General features: G+C 70.6%; 23 protein-coding genes. 10 read left to right on the forward strand and 13 right to left on the reverse strand.

All coding sequences use genetic code 11. The features are described from left to right. The first annotated feature begins 103 nt into the window (after nucleotides 1–103). Nucleotides 104–1,159: an enoyl-CoA hydratase/isomerase family protein gene (locus ACH4YL_RS01050; RefSeq protein WP_398503506.1), complete on the forward strand. Its 1,056-nt coding sequence runs from the start codon at nucleotides 104–106 to the stop codon at nucleotides 1,157–1,159. A gap of 2 nt (nucleotides 1,160–1,161) precedes the next feature. Here ACH4YL_RS01050 and ACH4YL_RS01055 read toward each other — a convergent pair whose 3' ends face one another. The 3 genes from ACH4YL_RS01055 to ACH4YL_RS01065 all read right to left on the reverse strand — a co-directional run bounded on the left by ACH4YL_RS01055 (nucleotide 1,162) and on the right by ACH4YL_RS01065 (nucleotide 7,818). Beyond that, nucleotides 1,162–1,989, reverse strand: coding sequence for a hypothetical protein (locus ACH4YL_RS01055; RefSeq protein WP_398503508.1), 828 nt, complete (start codon nucleotides 1,987–1,989; stop codon nucleotides 1,162–1,164). A 60-nt stretch (nucleotides 1,990–2,049) separates the two neighbouring features. Next, nucleotides 2,050–4,113, reverse strand: a complete 2,064-nt coding sequence (locus ACH4YL_RS01060) for a SpoIIE family protein phosphatase (protein ID WP_398504352.1) — start codon at nucleotides 4,111–4,113, stop codon at nucleotides 2,050–2,052. Nucleotides 4,114–4,311: 198 nt separating this feature from the next. After that, nucleotides 4,312–7,818, reverse strand: a complete 3,507-nt coding sequence (locus ACH4YL_RS01065) for a phosphodiester glycosidase family protein (RefSeq protein ID WP_398503510.1) — start codon at nucleotides 7,816–7,818, stop codon at nucleotides 4,312–4,314. A 255-nt stretch (nucleotides 7,819–8,073) separates the two neighbouring features. Here ACH4YL_RS01065 and ACH4YL_RS01070 point away from each other — a divergent pair, with 255 nt between their 5' ends. From ACH4YL_RS01070 to ACH4YL_RS01095, 6 genes are all read left to right on the forward strand, one after another. Next, nucleotides 8,074–8,157: a putative leader peptide gene (locus ACH4YL_RS01070; protein ID WP_351446407.1), complete on the forward strand. Its 84-nt coding sequence runs from the start codon at nucleotides 8,074–8,076 to the stop codon at nucleotides 8,155–8,157. A 211-nt stretch (nucleotides 8,158–8,368) separates the two neighbouring features. Continuing rightward, the gene (locus tag ACH4YL_RS01075) at nucleotides 8,369–9,379 is read left to right on the forward strand and encodes an ABC transporter substrate-binding protein (RefSeq protein WP_398503511.1); all 1,011 of its coding nucleotides are present in this window, start codon (nucleotides 8,369–8,371) and stop codon (nucleotides 9,377–9,379) included. A 4-nt stretch (nucleotides 9,380–9,383) separates the two neighbouring features. Then, nucleotides 9,384–10,196, forward strand: coding sequence for an ABC transporter ATP-binding protein (locus ACH4YL_RS01080; protein WP_398503513.1), 813 nt, complete (start codon nucleotides 9,384–9,386; stop codon nucleotides 10,194–10,196). After that, a complete protein-coding gene (locus ACH4YL_RS01085; protein WP_398503515.1) occupies nucleotides 10,193–11,086 on the forward strand; it encodes an ABC transporter permease in 894 nt (297 codons plus the stop codon). Before ACH4YL_RS01080 ends, ACH4YL_RS01085 begins: the two co-directional genes overlap by 4 nt. Nucleotides 11,087–11,096: 10 nt before the next feature. Then, the gene (locus tag ACH4YL_RS01090; RefSeq protein WP_398503517.1) at nucleotides 11,097–12,431 is read left to right on the forward strand and encodes an LLM class flavin-dependent oxidoreductase; all 1,335 of its coding nucleotides are present in this window, start codon (nucleotides 11,097–11,099) and stop codon (nucleotides 12,429–12,431) included. A gap of 61 nt (nucleotides 12,432–12,492) precedes the next feature. Then, nucleotides 12,493–13,389, forward strand: coding sequence for a TauD/TfdA dioxygenase family protein (locus ACH4YL_RS01095; RefSeq protein WP_398503519.1), 897 nt, complete (start codon nucleotides 12,493–12,495; stop codon nucleotides 13,387–13,389). A gap of 145 nt (nucleotides 13,390–13,534) precedes the next feature. Here ACH4YL_RS01095 and ACH4YL_RS01100 read toward each other — a convergent pair whose 3' ends face one another. The 3 genes from ACH4YL_RS01100 to ACH4YL_RS01110 form a co-directional block, all read right to left on the reverse strand. Then, on the reverse strand, nucleotides 13,535–14,155 hold the full coding sequence (locus ACH4YL_RS01100; protein WP_398503521.1) for an LAETG motif-containing sortase-dependent surface protein: 621 nt from the start codon (nucleotides 14,153–14,155) through the stop codon (nucleotides 13,535–13,537). Between the two features lie 169 nt (nucleotides 14,156–14,324). Then, nucleotides 14,325–14,846, reverse strand: a complete 522-nt coding sequence (locus ACH4YL_RS01105; RefSeq protein ID WP_398503523.1) for a DUF6328 family protein — start codon at nucleotides 14,844–14,846, stop codon at nucleotides 14,325–14,327. A gap of 47 nt (nucleotides 14,847–14,893) precedes the next feature. Further along, complete coding sequence (locus tag ACH4YL_RS01110; RefSeq protein WP_398503525.1) at nucleotides 14,894–15,685, reverse strand: SigB/SigF/SigG family RNA polymerase sigma factor; 792 nt, start codon at nucleotides 15,683–15,685, stop codon at nucleotides 14,894–14,896. Nucleotides 15,686–15,902: 217 nt separating this feature from the next. Here ACH4YL_RS01110 and ACH4YL_RS01115 point away from each other — a divergent pair, with 217 nt between their 5' ends. Further along, nucleotides 15,903–16,073, forward strand: coding sequence for a hydrophobic protein (locus ACH4YL_RS01115; protein ID WP_398503526.1), 171 nt, complete (start codon nucleotides 15,903–15,905; stop codon nucleotides 16,071–16,073). A 179-nt stretch (nucleotides 16,074–16,252) separates the two neighbouring features. On the opposite strand, the gene ACH4YL_RS01120 is transcribed toward ACH4YL_RS01115, so the two are convergent. The 3 genes from ACH4YL_RS01120 to ACH4YL_RS01130 all read right to left on the reverse strand — a co-directional run bounded on the left by ACH4YL_RS01120 (nucleotide 16,253) and on the right by ACH4YL_RS01130 (nucleotide 18,337). Next, entirely contained in the window at nucleotides 16,253–17,575 is a 1,323-nt protein-coding gene (locus ACH4YL_RS01120) for an NAD(P)/FAD-dependent oxidoreductase (RefSeq protein ID WP_398503528.1), read from the reverse strand. A gap of 97 nt (nucleotides 17,576–17,672) precedes the next feature. Further along, complete coding sequence (locus tag ACH4YL_RS01125; protein WP_398503530.1) at nucleotides 17,673–17,897, reverse strand: DUF6458 family protein; 225 nt, start codon at nucleotides 17,895–17,897, stop codon at nucleotides 17,673–17,675. A 176-nt stretch (nucleotides 17,898–18,073) separates the two neighbouring features. Further along, complete coding sequence (locus ACH4YL_RS01130) at nucleotides 18,074–18,337, reverse strand: DUF6158 family protein (RefSeq protein WP_398503532.1); 264 nt, start codon at nucleotides 18,335–18,337, stop codon at nucleotides 18,074–18,076. 350 nt (nucleotides 18,338–18,687) lie between these two features. On the opposite strand from ACH4YL_RS01130, the gene ACH4YL_RS01135 reads away from it, so the two are divergent. Next, nucleotides 18,688–19,485, forward strand: coding sequence for a VOC family protein (locus tag ACH4YL_RS01135; RefSeq protein ID WP_398503534.1), 798 nt, complete (start codon nucleotides 18,688–18,690; stop codon nucleotides 19,483–19,485). A gap of 43 nt (nucleotides 19,486–19,528) precedes the next feature. Here ACH4YL_RS01135 and ACH4YL_RS01140 read toward each other — a convergent pair whose 3' ends face one another. Beyond that, complete coding sequence (locus tag ACH4YL_RS01140; protein WP_398503536.1) at nucleotides 19,529–19,855, reverse strand: plasmid stabilization protein; 327 nt, start codon at nucleotides 19,853–19,855, stop codon at nucleotides 19,529–19,531. A gap of 256 nt (nucleotides 19,856–20,111) precedes the next feature. Between ACH4YL_RS01140 and ACH4YL_RS01145 the strand changes: the two genes are divergently transcribed. Continuing rightward, entirely contained in the window at nucleotides 20,112–22,382 is a 2,271-nt protein-coding gene (locus ACH4YL_RS01145) for a SpoIIE family protein phosphatase (RefSeq protein ID WP_398503538.1), read from the forward strand. A gap of 28 nt (nucleotides 22,383–22,410) precedes the next feature. Here the strand turns inward: ACH4YL_RS01145 and ACH4YL_RS01150 are convergent, their stop codons facing one another. The 3 genes from ACH4YL_RS01150 to ACH4YL_RS01160 all read right to left on the reverse strand — a co-directional run bounded on the left by ACH4YL_RS01150 (nucleotide 22,411) and on the right by ACH4YL_RS01160 (nucleotide 26,286). Then, a complete protein-coding gene (locus tag ACH4YL_RS01150; protein ID WP_398503540.1) occupies nucleotides 22,411–25,368 on the reverse strand; it encodes a HAMP domain-containing protein in 2,958 nt (985 codons plus the stop codon). 79 nt (nucleotides 25,369–25,447) lie between these two features. Further along, the gene (locus tag ACH4YL_RS01155) at nucleotides 25,448–25,879 is read right to left on the reverse strand and encodes an ATP-binding protein (RefSeq protein ID WP_398503542.1); all 432 of its coding nucleotides are present in this window, start codon (nucleotides 25,877–25,879) and stop codon (nucleotides 25,448–25,450) included. A gap of 11 nt (nucleotides 25,880–25,890) precedes the next feature. Next, nucleotides 25,891–26,286, reverse strand: a complete 396-nt coding sequence (locus ACH4YL_RS01160) for an STAS domain-containing protein (protein ID WP_398503543.1) — start codon at nucleotides 26,284–26,286, stop codon at nucleotides 25,891–25,893. Nucleotides 26,287–26,344: the final 58 nt, after the last annotated feature.

Here is a 26,344-nt window from a genome sequence, read left to right on the forward strand (position 1 = left end):
GTCGGACTGTCGGGAAGAGCCGGGACACAACCTCCGGCGTCCGATGCCCCGGCCGGGTGAGCGAGGATGGGACCGGAAGATCCACGCCCGGAAGGAACCACCGATGGCCCTCGACGACTCCGTACTGCTCCGCACCGAGGGCCGCGCGGGTTACATCACCCTCAACCGCCCCCGGGCGCTGAACGCGCTCACGCACGAGATGGTCCGCCGTATCGACCAGGCCCTCGCCGAGTGGGAGCGGGACGAGTCCGTCGCCGTCGTGGTGATCGCCGGAGCCGGTGAGCGAGGGCTGTGCGCCGGCGGCGACATCCGGGCCATCCACGCGGACGCCCTCTCCGGCGGGCATGCCTCGACGGACTTCTGGCGGGACGAGTACCGGCTCAACGCCCGTATCGCCCGCTATCCCAAGCCGTGCGTCGCCCTCATGGACGGCATCGTGATGGGCGGCGGCGTCGGTGTGTCGGCGCACGGCGATGTACGGATCGTCACCGAGCGCTCGGCCGTCGCCATGCCGGAGACGGTCATCGGCTTCGTGCCGGATGTCGGCGGCACCTTCCTGCTGTCCCGCGCGCCGGGCGAGCTCGGCACCCATCTCGCGCTCACGGGCCTGGCGGTGGGCGCGGCGGACGCCGTGCTGTGCGGCCTCGCCGACCGGTTCGTGCCCTCGCAGCGGCTGGCGGAACTCGCGGCCTCGCTCGCGGAGTTGGACGTCCCGGAGGCACTGCGCCGGTTCGCGGCCCCGGCGCCCGAGGGCGAACTGGCCGCCGCCCGTGCGTGGATCGACGAGTGCTACGCGTACGACTCGGTGGAACGCATCGTGGACCGGCTGTTCGCCCATGGCGACCCGGCGGCGAAGGAGGCCGCCGAAACGATCCTCAGCAGGTCTCCCACCTCGCTGAAGGTGACGCTCGCCGCGCTGCGCAGGGCTCGGGCCCTGGACTCGCTGGAGCAGGTCCTGGACCAGGAGTACCGCGTCTCGTGCGCCGCCTTCGCCGGGCCCGATCTGATCGAGGGCGTACGGGCGCAGGTCATCGACAAGGACCGCAGGCCGCGCTGGTCGCCCGCGGAGCTGTCGCAGGTGTCCGACGCCGACGTGGCACGGTTCTTCGAGCCGCTCGGGGACGCGGAACTCGGGCTCGCGCGCGGCCTCGGCGGCTGAGCTCAGCGCCCGAGGATGTGGTGCAGCGAGGCCTTCATCCGGTCGACGAAGGCCTCGCGGACGCCGTCCTCAACCAGGTCCAGCGAGAGATACGGGTTGAGGTCCTCCAGCTCGACCAGCAGCAGTTCGCCGTCCGGGGCCCGGCAGGCGTCGACGCGCTGGATGCCATGGTCGAGGGTGTTCCAGTCGATGAACCGCTGCGCGAACTCCAGGTCCTCCAGGCCCGGTTCGTACCGCTGAAGCTCCCAGCGGCGCTCGGGGAGCGGCGCGTACAGGGCGTACTGGAAGTCCCGGTCGACGAAGTAGAACGACACCTCGTAGCGGAACGGGATCCGGGGCTGCACCAGGACGTCCGCGTGGACGAGCCCGGCGAGCCGGTCCCGGGCGGCGAACTCCATGCCGATCGAGTCCGCGCCCAGCTTGGGCTTGACGACATACTCCTCGGCCTCCGGCAGCCGTCCGAGGTCCTCGGCGCGGTCCACGGTCGGTATGACGGGGAATCCGGCCGCGCTCAGCTCCACCAGGTACTGCTTGCCCGCCATGTCGCCGCGTCCCGTCGGCGGGTTGTAGAGGAGTGTGCCCGTCGCGCGGACGCGTTCCAGGAACGCGTCGTACGCCCGCTGGTAGTGGAGCACAGGACCACTGTTGCGTACGACCACGGCGTCGAAGGAGCCCATCAGGCGGGCCGCGTCCAGCGGATGGCAGAGCGCGATGTCGAAGTCCTCGCGCAGGCGTCCGGAGAGCCGGATGTCCTCGTCGCAGTAGCGCCGGCCCTTCGCCTCGTAGCCGAGATCGGTGACATAGAGGAGGCTGGCGCGTTCGACGGTCATGGTCCCTTCGTATCAGACGGTCCCCTGCCCGGCCTGCGGCGGTACTGGTCGCGGTAACGCTCAGAACCTCGGGCGGAGCAGCAGCAGCGCTGTGTCGTCGTCGCGTTCGCGGCTGCCGGTGGTCCAGTCGATGAGCCGGTCCGCCAGGGCTTCGAGCGTCTCGTCGGCGGCGAACTCCAGCTGTCCGGCCAGTTCCGCCAGAGCCTTGTCCATGTCGATGCCCGGCGCCTCGATCAGTCCGTCCGTGTACAGCACCAGCACGGACCCCGGGCGCAGCTCCACGGTCGTGGTCGGATAGACGGCCGACGGGTCGACGCCGAGCAGCGGGCCGCCGGCCAGATCGAGGACGTGGACCCGGCCCTCCGGATCGCGCAGCAGCGGCTGCGGGTGTCCGGCACGGGCGAAGTGGGCCCAGTGGTGCGGCAGGTCCAGATGGAGATAGACGCAGCTGGCGAGCAGCTCGGCGTCGAGGTCGATCAGGAGCCGGTTGGTGGACTCCATGACGTTCCCGGGCGGCTGGCCGACGGCCGTGTAGGCGCGTACGGCGGTGCGGACCTGGCCCATCAGCCCGGCGGCGGTGACGTTGTGGCCCTGTACGTCGCCGATGACCGCGGCTGCTTCCTGGCCGGTGCGGATCAGGTCGTAGAAGTCGCCCCCGATCTCCATGCCCTGGGTGCCGGGCAGATACCGCGCGGCGACCTCGAGCCCGTCGAGCGCGGGCAGCGAGTGCGGCAGCAGAGCGGACTGCAGGCCGTGGGCGAGGCGGTGTTTGGCGTCGTAGAGCCGGGCCCGCTCCAGGGCCTGGGCGATCAGCCCGCCGAGGCTGGTGAGAACGGCCCGTTCGTCGGTGGAGAAGTGGTGCTCCTTGTCGTAGCCGAGTACGCAGGTGCCGACCGGCCGGCCGGAGGCGATCAGCGGCAGATAGGCCCAGGCGGCCATGCCGTCGGGAGTCGCGAATCGTGCGGGGTAGATGTGTTCGAGCTGGGCGCGCGACTCGAAGAAGGACGGCACGCCCGTCGCCAGCGCCTGGGCGCCCGGCGTGGGTGCGGTCAGCGGCATGCCGTCGAAGCGCTCGACGGTCTCCGCGTTCTCGTAGCCGCGCTGCCCGAGGACCCGTAGCCGCCCGCCCTCGGACGCCAGCATGACCAGCGCACGGCTTCCGACGGCCGGCATGATCTCGTCGGCGACCAGCTCGATCACGTCGGACACTCCGACGGCCTCCGTGAGCGCGCTGGCGAGGCTGAGGATGTTGGAGATGGCGACGAGGCGTGCCGGGTGCCCGGAGGGCGCGTCGGCGGGAATCTCCTGAACCGTTCCGCTGGCCGGGCTGATGTGCACGGTGATGCCGTTCCTGCTGGGGTGGAGCTTGAACATCAGCCAGTCCTGCGGCGGGCGCAGCGCTACGAACGAGATGGTCTCCTGGCTGAGCAGCGCCGCCCGGTAGCGGTCCTCGTACACCGGGTCGTTCAGCCAGGGCAGCGAGGCCCACGGCTGGGTGCCGAGCAGGTCCCCCACGGGCACGCCCACCAGCTCGGCCGTGGCGGGGTTGGCGTAGGTGATACGGCCGTGCAGGTCCAGCGAGCACAGGCCGTCGGGTATCCGGGTGAGCATGCGCACGGCCTCGATCGGGCCCGTCGTGGCGGCCATGGTGGAGGGGCCGAGGATGTCGTTCTCGGTGGTCAGGGTGCGGCCCTCCGCGACTGCCCGTTGCAGCCGCAGAGCGAGCCGGTCGCAGGCGGCGGTGAGGCGTCCCCGCTCGTCGTCCGAGAGCGTGGACGTGTGCGAGCCGGGCCAGGTGACGAACACGGCTCCGTACGCGGCGTCGTCGGTCGCGACGGGCAGGGCGGCGAGTGCGAACGGATAAGGCAGCGCGACGGCGATACGCGGGTAGCGGGTCGCCATGTCCTCCTCGCCGGAGACCCAGATGAGCCGTCGTTCGCGCATGGCGTCGGCGACGGGGATCGGCGAGCCGATCGCGACCCGCTCCCAGGGCGCCGCGAAGGCGCGTGGCAGCCCGGCCATGACCGCCATCTCGAGGACCTGCCGGTCGGGCGAGAGCAGATACACGGCCCCGGAGTGGGCGTGGACGTCGTCGAGCATGCCAGCCAGGGCGAGCGACAGCATGGGCTGGGCACCAGGGTTTCCGCCGGACGGCTGTGTGACCCCGGAGGTGAGCGGATCCGACAAGGGAAACCACCTCCTCCGCACCGCCCATCACCAAGGCTGCCCGCTGCGGGTGTTTCCCGCACGGCGAGCGGGCCCCGGGGAAGAGGGCGCCCGCCCGCCGTGCACGCGCTCATGCTCAGGCGCTGCGCCGAGGCCCTAGGCCACCCGGTTGCGGCGCGCCTCCGCGGCCGGTGCCGCGCTGTCGGCCGTGACGCGGATCCCGGCCCGCTCGGTGACTCCGCCCACGGTGACGGCCAGCGTGACCGTCCCCGGTCGCAGGCCGGTGAGCCTGCCGGTCGCCGGGTCGAACGCCGCCACGTGCCGGTGCCGGGCGTTCTCGGGATCACCGATGTACAGATTCGGCGACCCTGTCCAGTCCGCGCTCAACGGGAAGGCGACCGGGACCTCGCGGACACCCTGCGTGACCTTCGCCGACGCGTCCTCGGTGCGGCCGGGCGGCAGCACCGCCGGTGCTTCGAGCGCGAGCGCGTCGACATGGGCGCGGGTCTGGACGGAGACCCAGTCCGGCATCCCCTCCCACGGCCTGTGCCTGCCGGCCGACTGCTCGCCGCGGGACACCTTGTCGACGCCGACCAGTGACCAGCCGGTGAAGCCGCCGCCGGCCGCCGGCCCTGCCGGTGTCTTGCCCGAGTTGCCGTTGATCAGATACGGAACTCCGTCGACGTGCTCGGCGTGGAAGACGCCGACGTGGCTGCCGACGAGCCCGGCGCCCTTGCCGGTCGTACGGCGGAACTCGGCCAGCCACCGCTCGATCAGCGCCGCTTCCTTGCGGTCGCTCAGCTGGCTGCCCTTCTGCGGGGTCGGGTCACGCGGCGGGACGTGCTCGATGAGCATCACCGAGCTCACGGCCGGATCCTTCGCCGCCGCGTCCAGTTGGGCGCGGACCGCCTTGATCTGCTCGAAGCCGCCGCCGCGCAGCGTCAGGCTGGAGGTGTCGAGGGTCAGGAAACGGGTGCCGAGGTGGTCGAACGTGCGGTGCGTGGCACCGAACTCGGCGATGAAGTTGTCTATCTTCCCACCCATCACTTCGTGGTTGCCCGGCACGTAGTACCAGGGCAGTTCGTCGCCGAGCTCCTCGGTCAGGATCTGCCGGGCGAACGCCAGGTCCGCCGGTGTTCCTTCGTCGACCAGGTCACCGTTGATGACGAGGAAGTCGGGACGGGCGGCCTTGATCTCGCGCAGCGTCCGCCGGGTCTGCTTCACGATGGCGCTGTCCGGTTCCCGCGCGACGAACTGCGCGTCGGACATGACCGCGAACTGCCAGTCCCTGTCCTGTGTTTCGGCAGCGGAGTCGATCAGCGGGTCGGCCGTACGGGGCTGGTCCGGCAGGTCGACGGTCGGCGGCACCTGTGCGGTCAGGCCATCGATGACGATCTTCCCGGTGTACTGCCGGGCGGCCGTCGCCTCGGCCAGATAGAAGCGGTGGACCGACACCGGCAGCCCGGCCCCGGGCGGCACGGTGAAGGTCACCTGCCGCCAGCCGGTCCAGGTGACATACGGGCCGCGCAGCAACTGGTCGGTGCCCGCGGCGTCCTTGAGGTGCAGCGTCGGCCAGGCGCCCTTGCCGTCGCCGTTGATCCACAGCGTGAACGACTGCGGCTGGCCGGGGACCGCGATCCGCTGCGGCGGGTTGGCGTACGCGGCGCGGGTGGCCGTCGACTGCGTGAAGTCGTAGGTGAGTTCCAGGCCCGTGCCGCTCTGGCCGTTCGGCGTCGCCGCGACAGAGCCGCTCGCGCGCGCCGAGGTGAAGGTCCAGGCCGCCGCGTCGTCGAAGCCGGCCACCGGCTGCTCGGCGAGACCGACGCTCACCGCGAGGACGGTACTCACTCCGGCGACCTCGGCCGTGATCCGGCCGGCGCCGCTGCCGGTGCGGGAGGTGACGGCGAAGGAGCCCCTGCCGTCGTCGCGCACCTCGAACTGCGTGTGGTCGTAGTCGAGTTTCACATCGGCAGGCTCGACGGGAGCGCTGTTGCCCTGCGCGTCGAGGCCGAGGATGCCGAACATGCCGGTGACGGTGGCGTCGGCGAGTGAGACGCGGCGGGTGGTCGGCTCGATCCGGGTGAGGTCGTCGAGCACGGTCAGTTCGGTGCTGCCGTGCGCGCCCGCGCGCTCGGCGCGGACCTCGGTGGTGCCGCTGTTGCGCGCACGGAAGACGCCTTGCGCGTCGACCCGGCCCACCGAGGGGCGTTCGGCCCGCCAGTGCGCGGTGCCCGCGGCCGGTCCGTACGTCTCGTCGTATCCGGCGGCGGTGAGGCGTCGGGTCAGTCCGGGGAACACCCGCTCGGGATGGCCGCCCTTGACCGGGTCGGCGGTCGGGGCGCTCAGCGCCGGTGTACGGGTCTCGACCCAGAATCCGCGCAGCCGACCGCTGCCGTCGGGCGCGGTGAGCGCGAGCCCGTTGGGGACCGTGCGCTCGCTGCCGTCGGAGGGGCTGTTCTCCACCTGGAGCGCGTCGCTGCCGGGTTCGCGGGCGACGAGGGTGGATGAGCCGCCGCCGTCGAGGTTGAGCGCGCTGTGCGCGCCGGCCTGCTTCATCATCACGCCGAGTTCGGTGAGCGTGACGCCGCCGCTGTCGGCCTGGCGTCCGTCGACGGTGATGACCTGCATCGCGCGGCCGTCCCGGGAGAAGCCGACGGCGGTGCGGGGCGCGGCGGTGTTGTTGCCCTCGCCTTCGTGGTTCTGCGGTACGCCGTCGACGACGAGGAGTTCACGGCCGCCGACCGCGGTGCGCGGAACGGGGCCGCTGTCGGTGCGCGGCCGGTACTCCATCGACACGGGGTCGCCGGGACGCAGCGCGGCGAGCGGTCCGGCGCCGGCCTCGCGTCCTACGAGCACGATGGTGTCCGGCGCGATGGGCCCGGTGCCCGGCCGGTCGGCCACGGAGACGACCCTGCCGTCCCGAACGACCGCTTCGGCGACGGGAGTTGCGCCGTCCACGGTCAGCGCGCGGTCCGCGATCCCCCAGGCCGGGGTGTACGCGCCTATGCCCCCGGCGGGGACATTGGCGGCGTTGTAGGCGGCCAGCGGGTGCGGACCGGACGGCAGGGCCAGCGTGCCTTCGAAGTAGAGCTGGAGTACCCGTCCGGCTCCTTCGGGCCCGATGCCGACGGCCCGGTTGGCGCCGGCCGCCGGAGAGTGGGTGACCTTGCCGTCCTTGATTCCCGCGCCCTGCGGGGCGCCGGTCTGGTTGATGTCGAAGAAGTCCGCGTTGATGGCGGCGACGGTGCGCCGGCCGGGACCGGGGTCGTGCCGGTCGGCGAGCTGCGACACGGTGGCGCGGTCGGCGACCTTGCCGGACGAAAGGTAGTCGGCCCGCGCGCCGCTGCCGTCGAGGTCGACGGAGAGCGCGTCGACACGCAGCCACTTGTCGGACTCGAGCCGGTCGTACGAGGTGAGGCGGATGCCCGGGGCGATCGGCCGGGCGCTGCGCGCGGTCTCGATGCCGTCGCCGTCCACGACGGACCTGGGTGCTCCGGCGGGTCCGCTTGCCGGCGGCGGGGCGAGCGGGCGCAGCACTTCGCCGGCGTCCCGCGGACGGGGATCGGGGGTGGAGTCGGCGACGGCGGGAGACAGGGCTCCCGCCGTCAGTGCGGACACCGTCGCGACCAGCACGACGGTCCGTCTTGCTCTGCCAAGGCCCACAACTACTCCTGGAATGCGGCTGGTTGAGCACGGAGTAAGCGCTGTCGGCGGACAGCTTCGCGGCGCTCGTACGTTCGCACCAGGGGGCCCGGGCAACACCGGGGAGAACATGTGCCGTCAGGACCGTTGCCGGTCAGTGATCATGGCGGTCCGTCAGCACGCCACATTCGCGCAAGAAATCCGTAACAATTCACGATGCGAGACGATTACCGCCACTTATTGACGTGACCGGAAATCACTGCCACGCTCGCCGTTGTGAGTCAAGCTGACATTCTCGTATCGCGCCTGCACGTCGATCTCCGACGGCACGCCAGCGCACTCTGTGCCGCCGGCCGCTGACACCTGCGCAGCTGACCTTTCCGCGTCGAACCCCAGCTCCTGAGGCATCTGACGCGCTCAGCCCCACCTCGCCCGGGCAACCCGTGGCAATTTCACCGGCAGCGCTCCCGCTTGTTTTCGCCTGCCGTATTGCGCCGACTCTTTCCTGAATTCAGCGAATTCACTTCCGCGCTGCTTCAGGCACCTTCGCGTACCCGAAACGGAATGACTGATGACGTACTCCCGACGCGGTTTCCTCGCGCTTTCCGGTCTCTCTGCCCTGGCGGTCGCCGGCTGCGGCACGGCGAGCGGCAGTGGCATTCGCAACACCACGACGCTCCGCTACCAGGGCTCGGCCGGCGCGGTCACACCGCCCGAGCTCGCGGCGTCCCTCGGCTACCTGGGCGAACTGAAACTCGACTGGGTGGGCAACACCATCAGCGGCCCGCAGGACATCCAGTCCGCCGCGTCCGGCCAGATCGACTTCGGCGGCGCGTTCAACGGCGCGGTCGTCAAGCTCGCTTCCCGCAAAGCCCCCATCAAGGCAGTCATCAGCTATTACGGCTCGGACAAGGACGCCTACAGCGGCTACTACGTCCTGGAGAAGAGCGCCATCCGGTCGCCGCGCGATCTGATCGGCAAGAAGGTCGGCATGAACACCCTCGGCGCGCACGCCGAGGCGATGCTCGACATCTATCTCAAGAATCACGGGCTGAGCCGCGCCGAGGCCGAGCAGGTCGAGCGGATCGTCATTCCGCCCGTCAACACCGAACAGTCGCTGCGCCAGCGCCAGATCGATGTCGCCGTACTCGGCGGCATCCTGCGCGACAAGGCGCTGGAGACCGGCGGCGTACGGAAACTCTTCAGCGACTTCGAACTCCGCGGGGCCTTCAGCGCCGGCACCTATGTGCTCACCGACCGCTTCATCAAGCAGAACCCGGAGACGGTGCGGACCTTTGTCACCGGCGTCGGCAAGGCCCTGGACTGGTCGCGTACGACACCGCGCGAAGAGGTCGTGGCGCGGATGACCGAGATCCTCGCCCGGCGCAAGCGCAGCGAGAGTGCGGACGCCCTCAAGTACTGGCGTTCCTACGGCGTCTCGGCGCCCGGCGGCCGGATCGAGGCGCAGGAACTGTCGGTGTGGTCCGACTGGCTCACCGAGCGCGGCGACCTCAAGTCGGGCCAGGTGCAGGTCGACGGGCTGTTCACCAATGAATTCAACGGCAAGAAGGCGGCGGGCTGATCCCATGACGGCGAAAATCAGCTTCCAGGGCGTCGGCAAGACGTTTCCCGTACGCGGAAAACAGCAGCGTCCCGTCACCGCGCTGGACGGCATCGACCTCGACATCGCCGACGGTGAGTTCCTGGTCGTCGTCGGGCCGAGCGGCTGCGGCAAGTCGACGCTGCTCGATCTGCTCGGCGGTCTCTCCGATCCCACGTCCGGCCGGATCCTGCTCGACGGCGAGCCCGTGACCGGTCCCGGGCTCGACCGCGGCATCGTCTTCCAGCAGTACGCGCTCCTCCCCTGGCGCACCGCCCAGGGCAATGTGGAGTTCGGCCTCGAAGCCACCAGGGTGCCGCGCCGCGAACGGGCCGCGCAGGCCAAGGAGTATCTGGCGCTCGTCGGGCTCACCGGCTTCGAGGACCGGCATCCGCACGAGCTGTCCGGCGGTATGCGCCAGCGCGTCGCCATCGCCCGCAGCCTCGCCTACGACCCCGATGTGCTGCTGATGGACGAGCCGTTCGCCGCGCTCGACGCACAGACCCGCGAGTCGCTCCAGGACGAACTGCTGCGGATCTGGCAGCGCACCGGCAAGACGATCGTGTTCATCACGCACGGCATCGACGAGGCGGTCCGTCTCGGGCAGCGGGTCGCCGTGCTCACATCCCGCCCCGGCCGGATCAAGGAGGTCGTGCCGATCGACCTCGGCGATCGGGACGCGGACGCCGATCCGCGCTCCAGCCCCGAGTTCGCGCACCACCGCCATCAGATCTGGAGCCTGCTGCGCGACGAGGTCAGTCGGGCGCAGCAGGAGGAGAGGGAGGCCGTAACGCCATGACCATCACCACCGAGAAGGCCGCCGCGACCGAAGTGTCACTGCCGGCCGCCGATGTGAACGGCGCGGCGCACAGCGGCGACCTCGCGCTCGCGGCCCCCCGCCGCAAACGCCTGCCGCACCTCGTGGGCCGAGCGCTGCTCGCCGTGGTCACGCGGACCGTGGCGATCGCCGCGCTGCTGGCGGTGTGGGAGACCGCGCCGCGACTCGGCCTGGTCGACCGGACGTTCCTGCCGCCGTTCTCCGAAGTCGCCGTCGCCTGGTGGCAGTTGCTGCTGAACGGCCAGCTCGTCGAGCACACCCAGGTCAGCCTCGGCCGTTCGCTGACCGGGTTCGGGCTGGCGGTCGCCGTCGCGGTGCCGCTCGGTCTGCTGATCGGCTGGTACCGGCCGCTCGCGGATCTCCTCGGACCGCTGCTCGAGGTCTTCCGCAACACCGCCGCGCTGGCACTGCTGCCGGTCTTTGTGCTGCTGCTCGGCATCGGCGAGACCTCGAAGGTCTCGATCGTGCTGTACGCGTGCACCTGGCCGATCCTGCTGAACACCATCAGCGCCGTACGCAGCGTCGATCCGACCCTGCTCAGGCTTGCCAGGTCGATGGATCTGCCCGCGCCGAAGATCTTCCAGAAGGTGATCCTGCCCGCATCCGTGCCGACCGTTTTCACCGGCATCCGGCTGGCCGGCGCGGTCGCGATCCTCGTCCTCGTCGCCGCCGAGATGGTCGGCGCAAAGGCCGGGCTCGGCTTCCTCGTCAACGCCTCACAGTTCAACTTCGCGATCCCCGACATGTACGCCGGGATCATCACGCTCTCCGCCATCGGCGTGGCCTTCAACCAGCTGCTCGTGGCACTGGAGCGCCGCTTCACCTCGTGGCGCACCCCGACCGGAAACTGAGGAACCGACCATGCCCGCCGCACCCGACCGCCAGTTCCATCTCAACGCGTTCCTGATGAACGCCGGCCATCACGACGCCGCCTGGCGCCATCCGCGCACCCAGCCGGAGCGCATCACCGATCTCTCGTACTTCCAGGAGCTGGCCCGCATCGCCGAACGCGGCAGGCTCGACTCGCTGTTCCTCGCGGACGGCGTAGCGCTGTGGGGCAACGCCCGCTACAACGCGGTCGGTGGATTCGAACCGCTCACGCTGCTGTCGGCGCTGGCCGTCGCAACCGAGCACATCGGACTGATCGCCACCGTCTCCACCACCTTCAACGAGCCGTTCCATGTGGCGCGCAAGTTCGCCTCGCTCGACCATCTCAGCGGCGGACGCGCCGGCTGGAACATCGTCACCTCCGGAAACGTCGCCGAGGCAAGGAACTTCGGCCGCGAGGAGCATCTGGAGCACGCGCTGCGCTACGAGCGCGCCGCCGAGTTCCTCGATGTGACCAAGCAGCTGTGGGACAGCTGGCGGGACGACGCGCCCGTCATCGACCGCGAGCGCGGCGTCTACTCCGAAGAGGACGCGGTCCGCGCGATCGACCACCGCGGCACCCACTTCCGCGTCGACGGACCGCTCAATGTGCAGCGCCCGCCGCAGGGTCATCCGCTGCTGGTGCAGGCCGGATCGTCGGAGGACGGCAAGGAGTTCGCGGCGCGGTACGCGGAGGCGGTGTTCACCGCCCAGCAGACCCTCGCCGACGGCCAGACCTTCTACAAGGACCTCAAGTCACGGCTTGCGAAGTACGGCCGTAAGCCGGACCAGCTGAAGATCCTTCCCGGCATCTGCCCGGTCATCGGCTCGACGGAGGCCGAGGCCCTGGCGCTCGAGGACGAACTGACCGCTCTGCAGGTGCCGGAGTACGGACTGCAGCAGCTGTCCGGGATGCTCGGCACGGATCTGAGCGGACTGCCGCTGGACGGGCCGCTGCCCGAACTCCCGCAGGAGCGGGACATCAACGGCAACAAGTCCCGCTTCACGCTGGTCGCCGAACTCGCCCGGCGCGAGCAGCTCACCATTCGCCAACTGATCGCCCGGCTCGGCGGCGGGCGCGGTCACCGGGTCTTCGCGGGTACGCCCGAGCAGATCGCGGACCAGCTTCAGGAGTGGTTCACCGAGGGCGCGGCCGACGGCTTCAACATCATGCCGCCGTATCTGCCGGGCGGCCTCGAGGACTTCGTCGACCAGGTGGTCCCGCTGCTGCAGGAACGCGGGCTGTTCCGCACCGAGTACACCGGCCGCACGCTGCGCGACCACTACGGCCTCGAGCGCCCGGCGGGCCGGCCGGCCGCCACGCACTGACCCCCGCTCCCGTCCCCCACCCGACCCACACCCATCCCGTACGGAGAAAGGCAGTCCTCTCATGACCACAACAGGCTTCGACATCCGCCGGATCGGCGGCCGCATCGGCGCGGAGATTCTCGGCGTCGACATCTCTTCGGACCTCGATCCCGCCATCGTCACCGAGATCAACGCCGCCCTGGTGGAACACAAGGCGCTCTTCTTCCGCGGCCAGGAACTCGACGACGCGGCCCAGATCCGCTTCGCCTCGCTCTTCGGCGAACTCACCACCGCGCATCCCACCGTCCCGTCGGCCGACGGTCAGCCGCACATCCTGCCGGTCGACGGCGACGAGGGCATCCGCGCCAACCAGTGGCACACCGACGTCACGTTCCTGCGCACTCCGCCCAAGGCGTCCACGCTCCGCAGCCTGGTGGTCCCGCCGTACGGCGGCAACACGCTGATCGCCAACTCGGCTGCCGCGTACCGGGATCTGCCCGAGCCGCTGCGGGAGCTGGCCGACCGGCTGTGGGCCGTGCACACCAACGACTACGACTACGCGGCGCCGAAGACCGAGAAGGCCGCCGAGCACCGCAGGCAGTTCGTGTCCAAGAAGTACCGCACCGAGCACCCGGTGGTGCGCGTGCACCCCGAGTCGGGTGAGCGCGGACTGTTCATCGGCGGCTTCGCGCAGTCCCTGGTCGGCCTGTCGCCGTCCGAGTCCCGCGACATCCTGCGGATTCTCCAGGCGTATGTGACGCGGCCGGAGAACGTGGTGCGCTGGACCTGGGCGCCGGGCGACCTGGTGCTGTTCGACAACCGCATCACCCAGCACTATGCGCCGGACGACTACGGCGACCTGCCGCGGCTGCTGCACCGTGTGACGGTCGCGGGCGATGTGCCGGTCGGCGTCGACGGTTCACCGAGCCGGGTCGTCGAGGGCGACGAGGCCGCGCACTACACGCCCGCGGCGGCCTGACAGCCCCCGCTCCGGGATGGCTTGCACAACAGAACGGGGCGGGCGGGCCGTTGTCGGCCCGCCCGCCCCGCGTTCACCGGCTCCGGCGACGGCCCACGGGGGCGGCCGCGTCGGTGCGCCGGTGAGAGTACTGGGCGTTACCTGCTCAGGCGGTGGTGCGGCGCTTGCGCGCGGCCCACATGATGCCGCCGCCCGCGACGACGATCACGGCGGCAGCGCCGGCGATCAGCGGGGTGGAGCTGGAGGAACCCGTCTCGGCGAGGTCACCGTTGGGCGTCGGCGAGGGAGCCGGGGCGGCCGGGGAGCTGGTGGCCGTGCTGGGGGTGTCGCTCGGCGTCTGTGACGGAGCAGGGGTGGTGGGAGGCGTCGAGGGGCTGGGCGTCGCCGACGGGGGCGGCGTGGTGTTGTCCTCGCACACCGGCGCCGTCTTGGTCTCGTCGCGCGAGAACTTGTCGCCGTCGCTCGCCTTCACGACGAGGCGGACGGTGAGTTCCTTGTCGTGCTTGGGGAGCTCGAGCTTCTTCTCGAAGTCGTTCTTGAACGTCTCGGTGGGCAGCAGGTCCTTGCCGTCCACGGTGATCGTCACGGTGTTCTCGGAGTTGTTGCCGTAGTTGGTCAGCTTCACGTTGACCTCGGCGCAGTCCACCGACCACACGGGAGTGTGCGCCAGCGCCGGGCCGGCGGACATGCCCACGGCGAGAACACCGGCCGCCGCGGCAGCCACAAGTGTCCCTGAACGCCGCCACGATCTGTTGATGGTTGTCACTTAATCCTCCACTGTTACCGCGCCACCCTTCTGGCGGTGCGCGCACAGTACCGCCATGGCCACAGGTACATGCACCCACCCCACCCCACTCTTGGTGCACTTGTGACTCCCCGTTTCCTGGGCCGCCGGCACGCGTTGGCGTGATCTCGCCGGTCGGCTCCTGGTCCGCCTACGGCGACGGAGTTGAAGGCTCGTCGCTCTCGGCCGAGTGGACGGCGCGCGCCCAGGCCGGCATGACGTACCAGCAGAGGATGAACCACAGGACCATTCCGGCCACCAGCCAGGCCGCGGCCGTGTCGTCGACCACCACGCGCAGAATGAGCAGCAGCGACGAGGCCATCGTGCACAACAGCAGAATCAGGCCGAGGACGGTGAGGCGGGAGGCCCAGACCACCGTCTGCGGTTTCAGCCGTTGGCCGGTGACAAGCCGGTGGAACGAGACCGGCCCGATCAGCGCGCCGGTCGTCGCCGCGCCCAGCAGCACCGTGCACGTATAGATGTCCTGGTTGGTCTGGGACAGATCGGCGAACCGCGGCTGGAAGACCACGGTGAGCAGAAATCCGAACAGGATCTGCACGCCCGTCTGAGCCACCCGCAATTCCTGCAGGAGATCGCCCCATCGACGGTCTGCCCTTTCCTCGGCCGTCTCGTCGCGACCTCGGTTCCGGCCGTCTCCGCCGTCGTCTTGCATCACCGCACACCTCCTGTTTCTGGTGAACCGGATACAGCGCACGCAGCCTATGCGGCATCCTGCATGATCTCGCGGCGCAACCGGTCGCAGGAAAGGTTTATCAGCCGCGACACATGCATCTGGGAGATTCCGAATTCCTCGGCGATGCTGCTCTGGGTCATGTCCCGGAAGAACCTCATGTAGAGGATTTCCCGCTCGCGTTCCGGCAGTTGGCGCAAGCGCGGTTTGACGGCCTCGCGGTCGATGACGACATCGAGCGCCGGATCGGGGCTGCCGAGCGTGTCGACCATCGTGTACCCGCGCTCGCCGCCGGTGAGCTCGACGTCCAGCGACAGGGTGCTGAAGGAACCGATGGCCTCCAGGCCCGCCTTCGCCTCCTCCGGCGTCAGCCCCGCCTCGGCCGCGATCTCCGCGACGGTCGGAGAGGCGCCGGACACGGTGCGGGCCAGCTGCTGCTGCGCGGCCCGGACGCGATTGCGCTGGTCCTGGACGCGGCGCGGCACGTGCAGAGCCCACATGTGGTCGCGGAAGTGCCGTTTGACCTCACCGGTGATGGTGGGCACGGCGAAGCTGACGAACGCGTGGCCCCGGCCCGGGTCGTACCGGTCGACGGCCTTGACCAGGCCGAGCGCGGCGACCTGGCGGAGGTCCTCCAGGGACTCGCCACGGTTTCTGAAGCGCCCTGCGACCCGCTGAGCCATCGGCAGCCAGGCGTGCACCAGGTCCTCGCGCAGCGTCTCGCGCTCGGGGCCTTCGGGCAGTGTGACCAGTCGGTCGAATGCGGCCCGTGTGTCGGGCGCGTCGTCGTGCGGATGATGTGTGCTCGTGTGCGTGCGCATGATGTGCGACCACTCCTCACGTACGGACGGATGATTGCGACCGCCGAAATTGCGGATTCAATCGCCGTTCTGCCGGCGGATCACCGCTTGAGCGGACGTGCCTCCGGTCCGAAGCACGAAATAGCGCCTGCCCGCGACCCGTCCGCACAAACACGCACCTCAATTGGCGGCGTATCCAAGGGGATTCGGGGCACACGTTGAACACGGAGGTGCAGATATGGTTCCCATCCTGCTCGTACTGCTTCTCGCGGTGCTTCTCTTCGGCGTCGGATTCGCCGTCAAGGCACTGTGGTGGATTGCACTCGTTGTGCTGGTCCTGTGGCTCCTCGGATTTGTGATGAGGAGCACCACGGCCGCCGGGACGCGATCACGCTGGTACCGGTGGTAGACGCGAGAAGCAGAGCTCTCAAGCACACAGGACGGCGGCCCGTGCGGGCCGCCGTCCGTCGTGTTCCAGCCTTTTCCGCCGGCGTCGGCGGACCACGGCCCGCTGCAGGGTCGCGGCGGCGCTTACCGAGTCCATCCCGCAACTGCTGTGCCGGCTCTGCCAGTTGTTCGTACCGCATCTCAGTGCTGCTTGTCGGGACCGCCCGGGATCCGCGCCAGCTCGGGCGAGGCGCTGTCCAGCGGGACCGACCAGGAGCGCACGAGGCCCAGTTGGACGGACTGGCGCGGGAGCACCGCGTCCAGCAGCCAGTCGGCCGCGACGCGCACGCGGTTTCCCGGCATGGCCGCGAGGTGGTAGCCGCGGGTGACCGCGCCGGCGAGCGGGCCGGACAGCGGTACGCCCAGCGGGTTCGCGGCGGCCTGGACCCCGCCGAGGTCGACGGCGAAGCCCAGATCGTGGTGCTTGTAGGCGCGCTGCTCGCCGTGGCCCAGAGTGGCCGCGACATTGAGCCCGGCCAGCCTGCCCTGGCGGGACGCGTGCTGGGCCGTCATCGGCGTGAACTGCCCCGGCCGGGTGGCGTCCGGCACGGCGGCCGCGTCACCGCAGGCGAAGACCTCGGGGTGGCCGGCAACGGCCAGATGCGGCTCGACGAGCAGCCGGCCGCGTTCCACGGGCAGCCCGAGGTCGGAGACCAGCGGGTCGGGACGCACGCCGACGCACCAGACAAGCGTCCTGGTGCCGATGAACTCACCGTCGTCCAGCAGGACTCCGGCCGAGGTCGCCTCCTGCACGGAGGTGCCGGTGCGCACCTCGACGCCTCGGCGGCGCAGCACCCGGTCGGCCGTCGTGGACAGCCTGCGGTCGAGCTCGGGCAGGACGCGGTCGGCGATGTCGAGCAGCAGCCACCGCGGAGAGCCCTGCTGCTCAGGCCGTCTCTTGCGCGTGAGGGCGTCGGTGAACAGCTTTCCCTGGGCGGCGACTTCGGTGCCGGTGTAGCCGGCGCCGACGACCACGAAGGTGCGGCGGGCGGCGCGCTCTTCGGCGGTCGCCGCGTCATCGGCCAGCTCGATCTGGCGGGTGATGTGATCGCGCAGATAGAGCGCTTCCGGCAGGCCGCGGAAGCCGCTGGCGTGCTCGGTGACGCCGGGCACGGGAAGCAGCTTGTTGACGCTGCCGACGGCCAGTACGAGCCGGTCGTACGGCAGCTCGCCGCGGCCGCCCTCGGGGTCGGTGAAGTGGACCCGCCGCTCGGCCGTGTCGACCCGGTCCGCCTCGCCGAGGACGAGGCGCGCCCGCGGCAGCGAGTCCGGAATCGAGACGCTCACCCGGCGCGGCTCCAGGATGCCCGTCGCGACCTGTGGCAGCAGCGGCAGGTAGAGGAAGTAGTCCGTGGGGTTGAGCACGACGATCTCGGTCTTGTCCGGGACCGTCCTGGAGAGCGCGCGGGCGGCTTGGAAACCGGCGAATCCGGCTCCGACCACAACGACACGGGAACGGCTCACGATCGACTCCGTTGAGACGGGGACGGGGTTGAGTGCTCGGCGGCCTCCCGAGTGCCCCTGAGCCGCCCTGCCGAACCGGGCGCGGGCAACGTCGCTCTCACTCGTACGTACGCCGGTCCCGGTCGTCGATCACAGGCGTCGACGGCGGCACGACCACGCGACGGCGCTTGGCGATTCCCGCGAATGTGGTGACCCCGATGAGCCCCACGGCCATCAGGATCAGCCCGACCACGTCGAGGTTGGCGCCTTCCATCTGCCAGTCTGTGGCGAACGTGAGGATCGCGCCGACGGCGATCAGAATGATGCACCCGCCCAGGCCCATGAGACTCACCTTCCTGTTGGGACGGCTGGTCGCGGCCGAGTACCCGGCGGGACGCCGATCATGCACGGCGCCCCGGCGCACGGGCGGCTCATGCCCGGCGGCGTGCGCTCCGGGCGGATGCGCCCGCTGCCCGCGCCCCCTCGGCGAGGCGCGGGCCAGTCAGGCCGGTGAGGGATTCACTCCGGCTCCTGGTCCGACTCCGAGCGCGCGCGAGCGCCCGCTCGCGTCCGGCCCGCCGACGCCCGACGCTCCGGGTGGCGGCGCAAATACTCTTCCTCCAGCTCGGCCATCCGGGTGGTGTGCGCGGCGAGCGCGGACGCCGACCCGTGCAGGAGCGTGTCGTGCCGGCTCCGGTGGATGTTCTCCAGCTCCCGCAGCAGTTCCGCCTCCCCCAGGCGGTTGGGCGCGATGCCGCGGTGCTCGCTCTCGGCCTCCGTCATGGCTGCCGTTCTCCTTCGTTTCGCGGTGTGGTGTGACTCAAGACCCTGCGGGTACCCGCACAAAGGACTATCCCGCCCTCTTAGGGAGGAAGCCATACAAATAGAGGTTCTTGCATCTCTCTATGAGCATCCCGGCCCGTGGGCCAGGACAAGCATGCGGCGGCTCGACAAGGACCTGTAGCGCCGCGGCTCGCGAGGACGCGCGCCTGAGGGGAGGATGGGTGGAGCCGGATCCCGGCCGCGCCCAGTCCCGTCTCGCGTTCCCAGATCCGGGGCCCAGCCGAATACACCGCGCACATCCCAGGACACTGAGTGTGATGGACCAGAAGCAATCAGCGAGAGGCACCGCCATGACGTCGAGCGATTCGGTGTTCGGCGCGCCGTGCTGGGTCAGCCTCATGGCCCGGAATCTCAAGTCGTCGCAGGACTTCTACGGCACGGTTCTCGGATGGGTCTTCCGCAAAGGGAAGCTCGGCGACGAGTTCAGCGTCGCCTTCTTCGAGGGAGCGCCGGTCGCCGGCATCGGAGCCCTGGCGCCCGCACTGCAGGTCGCCGTCGCCTGGACGCCGTACTTCGCGATCAGCGACGCCGACGTGGCCGCGGCACGCATCCGGGAGCGCAGCGGCACGGTCGCGGTCGGACCGCTCGCCTTCCCGATCGGACGCGGCGCACTGGCCGCGGACCGTGACGGCGCGGTGTTCGGCATCTGGGAGGGCGCGCTGATCCCGGACTGGCAGTCCGGGCACAAGGACGCACCGGCCTGGCTCCTGCTGCGCACCCGGAACGCCTTCGACGCCGCGATCTTCTACGGAGAGGTGCTGGACTGGGCGAGCGAACGCCCGGGCTGCTGCGACGTCAGCTACGAGAACGACGATGTGGTGCTGCTCAGCGGCGGCCATGTCCTCGCGCGCATCAGCTCCGGGGCGACCGGCGCGGCGCCCGACCCCATGGTCCGTCCCCGCTGGGACGTCCACTTCCCCGTCGACGACCTGGATGCCACGGTCCGGGCCGTGGAGCACAACGGCGGCTCGGTTCTTGAGCGGCGCGAGACCCGGGAGGGCCCGGAGGCCGCGGTGCGCGACCCGGACGGCGCGCTGTTCACTCTCACCAGCCGCAAGAGGGCGCGGGCAGTCGGCGGGACCGGCTGAGCCGAGCCGTGCGGTCCGAGGTTCTCGGCTCAGCCCGAGGTCCTCAGCTCTGCCCGAGCGACCGCTTCAGCTCGGCCTTGTTCATCGAGGAACGTCCATGGATGTTGCGGCGCTGAGCCTCGGCGTAGAGCTGGTCGTAGGTCGGCCCCTCGGAGCCGCTGTGGGAGCGTAGCCCACCGCGCCGGGACGACGACATGTCCTGTGTCGAGCTCTTGCTCGCCGTACGGGACTCACCGGACCGGGCGCGTTCCTTGTTGACCGTACGAGCCGCGATCTCCTCGGCGCGCCTCCTGCTCTCTCCGCGCTCCTCGGCACTCTCCTTGATGTGTTCGTACTGCCGCTCCCGCTTGGGGCTCGAACCGCGAGGCATGACGACAACTCCTTGATGGTGTGGCGGGGCTTTTTCTCACCGTGCGACGCACGGCATGCGGCCGCAATCCGGGCGTTCGCGCGGCGCTCTGCCCGCGGCCTGCGGCCGGCCGCGCGGCGCGAATATCCGGGCAGTCACCGTGCCCACCGCGGTCTCCGGCGCCGACTGCCCGTGCCCTTGATGCCCACGTAGAATCCAGATCGGGCGCGATCATGCCGCTTCGCGCCTGATGCCCGGAATGGGAGTATTTGTGGTCGTGCCTGCGCAGGATCCTTCGGGTTCCGGCCGCGGGCAGGAGGATCTGTCCGCGTCGGTCGCCGACCTGTCCGCCGAGAACGCCGCTCTGCGTGCGGAACTCGTCCGGCGGCGGCTTCTCGATCTCGCGACCGGGGTCCTCGTGACGCGGTTGGAGGCATCGCCGGCCGAGGCCGCCGAGCATCTGGAACGCCTTGCCGAGGAGACCGGCGTGAGCGCGGAGGATCTCGCCGCGGACATCGTGAACGGCGTGGCCGGGACAATCGCGGTCACACCGACCGGCGCGCCCCACCCCGCCCCGAGCGCCGAGACGCGCCGGATGCGCAGGACGGCGACGGCCGCGGAGGCACAGGACACGGTCAGCGAGGCCGCGGCGACCCTGCTGCGCGGCGGTCTCGCTCCGCTCGGCGTCCAGAGCCTGTGGCTGTGGCGGCGTACGGACTCCGGCTCGCTGCGGCTCGCCGGCCATGCGGGCGCGAGCGCGACGCAGGCGGAGCAGTGGCAGTGGATTCCGCCGGGCGCGCCCGAGCCCTTCCGCACCGCCCTCGCCGACGACTCACCCGTGTGGCTCCCGGACGGCGCGCCCGCCCAGGAGCCGCTGCCGGGCTCCGGACCACGAGCCGCCCGTGCCCTGCTGCCGCTGCGGCTCAGAGGCGCGACCGTCGGCCTTGCTCTCGCCTCCTGGCCCGACCGGGCCGAGCTCGGCGAGCCGGTCCGCCGGGCGCTCACCGATCTGATGGACGTGGCGGCCCGGGTCCTCACCGCGACCGAGGACGAACGCTCGCCGACGCCCGCCCTGGACGATCTGCTCGACGCGATGGCGCATCCGGCGATGCTGCTGAGCCGTGATCCCGAGGCGCCTGACGACGACCTCAAGGTCGAGCACCTCAACGAGGCCGCCGCCGAGGCGCTCGGCATCTCGGGCACATCGGCCGGACAGCGGCTCGGCAGGGTGGTTCCGCTGCTTCACGCCGAGATCGCCCGGCTGTCCGAACAGGCCCGTGCCGGAGCCTCGGTGCTGCACGCGGCCCGCCTCCCCGCGGACGACACCGCCGGCTCCGCCGTCCCGCTCCTCGACGTCCGCGTCCTGCCGCTCGGCGCAGAGAGCACTGTCCTGCTGTGGCACGCCAGGAGCGACCTCGGCACGTCCGCCACCCGGGCGGTCGGCCGGCTGCAGGGCGTGGCTCCGTTCGTGGACGATCTGCTGACCGGCACGGCGAGCTGGAACGAGCAGGCGTACGGAATCTTCGGCATGCCCCGCGATTCGGCGCCGCTCCCGCTCAGCGAGCTGCGCGGCCGGGTCCATCCGGAGGACGGCGGCGATCTGGCCGAGCTGCTCACGACCCTCACCGTCCGGCGCAAGGGTGCCACCGCCGTCGTCCGGTTCGTCTGCGACGACGGCAGGCAGCGGCCTGTCCGGGTCACCGCGGAACCGCTGCTGGACGGTGGCGAGCTCACCGGCGTCACCGGCGTCTACCAGGACGTGTCCGCCGAGTACCACACCGAGTTCGCGCTCTCGGCGACGTTCGACCAGCTCACCGCGGTGCAGGCGCAGGCCGCGATCCGGCACCGGCTGGCGCTCCAGCTTCAGCAGGCCATCGTCCCCGACATGCCGGCCCTGCAGCGGCTGCCGGGCCTGCGGGCCACCGCCCGCTACCGGCCCGCCGTGCAGGAGTACCGCGTCGGCGGCGACTGGTACGACGTACTCCCGCTGCCCAGCGGGAAGGTGCTCGTCGCGGTCGGCGACATCGCGGGCCACGGCATCGACTCCGCCACCGGCATGGTCGCCCTGCGCAACGCGCTGCGCGGCCTGGCCTTCACCGGTCACGCTCCAGGACGCCTCATGGAGTGGCTCAACGAGGTCACCCTCCACACCCAGGGCCATCCCACGGCCACCGCGGTGTGCGCGCTCTACGATCCGGCCGACCGCTCGCTGTGCTGGGCGAGCGCCGGACACCTGCCGCTGCTGTTGCTGCGTGCGGGCCGGGCGCGGGTTCTCGATCCGCCGCGGGACATTCTGCTGGGCGCGATGCCGCACGCGTCGTACCGGGAGATCACCACGCAACTGAAGCCCGGCGACACGCTGTTGCTGTTCACCGACGGCCTCATCGAGCGCCGGCACGGCGGTCTCGACGAGGGTCTGGCGACGCTGCTGCGCAGCGCCGAGGAGCTGAGTTCCCTCGAGGTCGACGAGCAGGTCGACCGGCTGCTCGCCACGGCGTCCGGCGACACCGACGACGACACCAGCCTGATCGCGGTACGGGTCCGCTGACCGGGAGCGCCGCGGCGGCAGGGACGCCTCAGCGCGCCAGGTGGTTGCGGATCTTCGCCATCAGCTGGTCGGCGTCAACCGGCTTGGCCACATAGTCGTTCGCTCCCGCGGCCAGCACCTCGGCCCGGTCTCCCGGCATCGCCTTGGCGGTGACCGCGATGATCGGCACATCGGCGAACCGCGGGATCCGCCTGATCTCCGCCATGGTCTCGGTGCCGTCCATGCCGGCCATCATCACGTCCATCACGATGAGATCCACCGCGTCGTGAGCGAGGAGCAGATCGATTCCGGCTCTGCCGCTGTCCGCCTGGAGGACCACCATGCCTTCGCGTTCCAGGATTTCGGTGAGCGCGAAGATGTTTCTGGTGTCGTCGTCGACCACGAGCACGGTGTGTCCGACCGCCGGTTCCTCCTCGTCGGGAGCGATGTGCGGGTGCGCCCGCGTGGCCTCCTCGACGGCTCCCCGCGTCGCCGCCTGCGCGGCGGCCGGCAGATAGAGCGTGAAGCAACTGCCTTCGCCCGGTGTGCTCTCCGCGACGATCGCGCCGCCGAGGAGCTGCGCCACCTCACGGCTGATGGAGAGCCCGAGGCCGGTTCCGCCGTAGCGGCGCGACGTGGTGCCGTCGCCCTGCTGGAACGCGCCGAACACGCTCTGCAGACGGTCGGCCGGAATCCCGATCCCGGTGTCACTGACGCGGAACGCCACCGCGGGACCGCTGTCCCGCAGCGCCGCCGGCAGCTCGTCGGCGGTCGCGAGGTCGACATGGAGGTCGACCCGGCCCCACTCGGTGAACTTCAGCGCGTTGGAGAGCAGATTGCGCAGCACCTGCCGGAGCCGGGACTCGTCGGTGGTGATGGTGTCCGGGATGCCGGGTCCGGGAATCACCCGGAACTCCAGCTCCTGTTCGCTCGCCACCGGCCGGAAGGTCGCCTCGACGTACTCCAGCAGCTGATGCAGCGGGAACGCCTCGGCATGGACGTCCATCTTCCCGGCTTCGACCTTCGACAGATCCAGGATGTCGTTGATCAGCTGAAGCAGGTCGGAGCCGGCGGAGTGGATCACCTCGGCGTAGTCGACCTGTTTCTCGGTGAGATTGCCCTCGAGATTCTGCGCGAGCAACTGGGCGAGGATCAGGAGGCTGTTCAGGGGCGTACGCAGCTCGTGGCTCATGTTGGCCAGGAACTCCGACTTGTACATCGAGGTCCGGGACAGTTGCTGCGCCCGCTCCTCCAGCTCCTTGCGGGCCTGCTCGATCTCCAGGTTCTTCTGCTCGATGTCGCGGTTGCGGTCCGCCAGCAGCGCCGCCTTCTCCCTGAACGCGGCGTTGGAGCGCTGCAGTTCCTCCTGGCGGGCCTGCAACTCCTTGGAGCGGGTGCTGAGTTCGGCGGTCAGCCGCTGGGACTGCTCCAGCAGCTCGTCGGTGCGCAGATTGGCGATCAGCGAGCTGACGTTGACGCCGACGGTCTCGATGAACTGGTCGAGGAAGTCCCGGTGGATCGGTGTGAAAGGGCGCAGCGCGGCGAGTTCGATGACGCCCAGCACCTGGTCCTCCACGACGATCGGGAGCACGACGAGGCTGCTGGGGTCCATCGCGCCCGTGCCGGAGACGATGGTGGCGTATCCGGGCGGGAGATCGTCGACGGTGATGGTGCGGCGGCTCTGCGCGGCCTGGCCGACCAGCGACTGGCCGAAGCGGAAGCGGCGGGGGCCGGCGTCCGGGTCGTCCGGAGCGCCGTAGGCGGCGGTCATCACCAGTTCCGGCCCGCGGCCGTCGTCGCCGTTCTCGTGAGTCAGGAAGAAGCCGCCGTACTGCGCAGAGACCAGTGGGGGCACTTCGTTCATGATGAGTTCGGCGATCGCCGGAAGGCTTCTGGTGCCCTGCATCCGGCTGAACACCCGGGCCAGATTCGTCTTGAGCCAGTCCTGCTCCTCGTTGGCCCGGATCGTCGCGCGCAGCGACTCGACCATGGCGTTGATGTTGTCCTTGAGGTCTCCGACCTCCCCCGGGGCCTCGACGGTGATGGACCGGGTGAGATCGCCTTCGGCGACCGCGCTGGTCACTTCGGCGATGGCGCGGACCTGGCGGGTGAGGTTGCCCGCCAGTTCGTTGACGTTCTCGGTGAGCCGTTTCCAGGTGCCGGAGACGCCCTCGACCTCGGCCTGACCGCCCAGCCGCCCCTGACTGCCGACCTCACGGGCGACGCGCGTGACCTCGGCGGCGAAGGACGACAGCTGGTCGACCATCGTGTTGATGGTGGTCTTCAGCTCCAGGATCTCGCCGCGCGCGGCGACGTCGATCTTGCGTGTGAGATCGCCGCCGGCGACCGCCGTGGTGACCTGGGCGATGTTGCGGACCTGGTTGGTCAGGTTGTCGGCCATGAAGTTGACGTTGTCGGTGAGGTCCTTCCAGGTGCCGGAGACGCCGCGGACGGTGGCCTGGCCGCCGAGCTTGCCTTCGGTGCCGACTTCGCGGGCAACGCGGGTGACCTCCTCGGCGAACGAGGACAGCCGGTCGACCATGGTGTTGATGGTCTCCTTGAGCTCCAGGATCTCGCCGCGGGCGTCGACCCTGATCTTCTGGGTGAGGTCGCCGCGCGCCACGGCGGTCGCGACCTGCGCGATGGAGCGGACCTGCGAGGTGAGGTTGTCCGCCATCGTGTTGACGCCGGTGGTGAGCTCCCGCCACGCGCCGCTGCCCCGCGGTTCGCGTGCGTGACCGCCGAGCAGGCCCTGACCGCCGACCTCGCGGGCGACGCGGGTGACCTCGGAGGTGACAAGCGAGAGCTGCTCGACCATGCCGTTGTAGACGGCCGCGATCTCGCCCAGCAGACCGGCGTCGTCCGGCAGCCGGACCGAGAGATCGCCGTCCCGTACGGCGGTGAGCCCGGCCAGCAGCTTTCTCAGGCCTTCCTCGCTCAGCCGGGCGGAGGGCTGGGCAGGAGGCGGTTCCCCGTGCGGATCGGGCCTGTCGGCGGGCACATCCATCGCTGACCTCGCGCTGTGACGGCTTCCTCCACTGTGGCACGCCGCCCCAGCTCCGACACCCTGAACAGCGGCGACGGCTTCAGGAACGGCCGCGCGGCGGGACGGCGACCTCCACCCAGACCACCTTGCCCTCGTCCTTCGCGGTCCAGCCCCAGCTCTGCGACAACCGCTCCAGCACGATCAGCCCGTGGCCGCCCGGCAGTGACACCTCACGCGGACGGCGGCGCGGATGCTCCGGGCTGGAGTCCGCCACCTCGATCCGCAGCCGGTCCACGTCGTGGTGCAGCACGAGTTCGTCCGGCCCGCCCGCGTGCAGGCATGCGTTGGTGACCAGCTCCGACACCAGCAGCAGCACGTCCTCGACGCGGGCGCCGTTCTCCCCCGCCGCCGGGGTCCACCCCCAGTCGGCGAGCGCCTCCGCCGTGAAGTCGCGGCAGCGGCTCACCACGCCCTTGGTGCCGAACAGCACCAGGCGACGGGTCTGCCCCTGACCACGGAGGCTTGCGCCCATCAGATCCTCCGCTAGGCCGGCCGCTCGTCCGCCAGCGCCGCGGCCACGCTGGCGTGGACGCGGAACACCGCGTGAGCGCCGGTGATGTCGAACATCCGGGCCACCGGCTGCCGCAGTGCCGCGAGCTCGATCCGGCTGCCCGCCTCGCGCGCGGCGAGCCGCGCGTGGAGCAGTACGTTAAGGCCCGTCGAATCGCAGAACTGCAGGTCGGCGCAGTCGACCAGAATCCGCTCGGGAGCGGCCGCCACACCTTGCCGCAGGGCTTCACGCAGCGGCTCGGCCGTGTCGTGGTCCAGTTCCCCCGAGAGTACGAGGACGACCGCGTCGGCCCTCGTACTCGTCTCGACGCCGAACCGGCCGCCGTCGGCGCCCTCCCCCTCTGGCTGCCCGGAAACTCCGGAGACCATGGGGCTCTCCCGCCTTCCTGACGTACATCCGGACGCGGCCCCTGAACAGGGTGCGCTC

This window comes from Streptomyces sp. NPDC020681 (assembly GCF_044334895.1).
GTDB lineage: Bacteria > Actinomycetota > Actinomycetes > Streptomycetales > Streptomycetaceae > Streptomyces.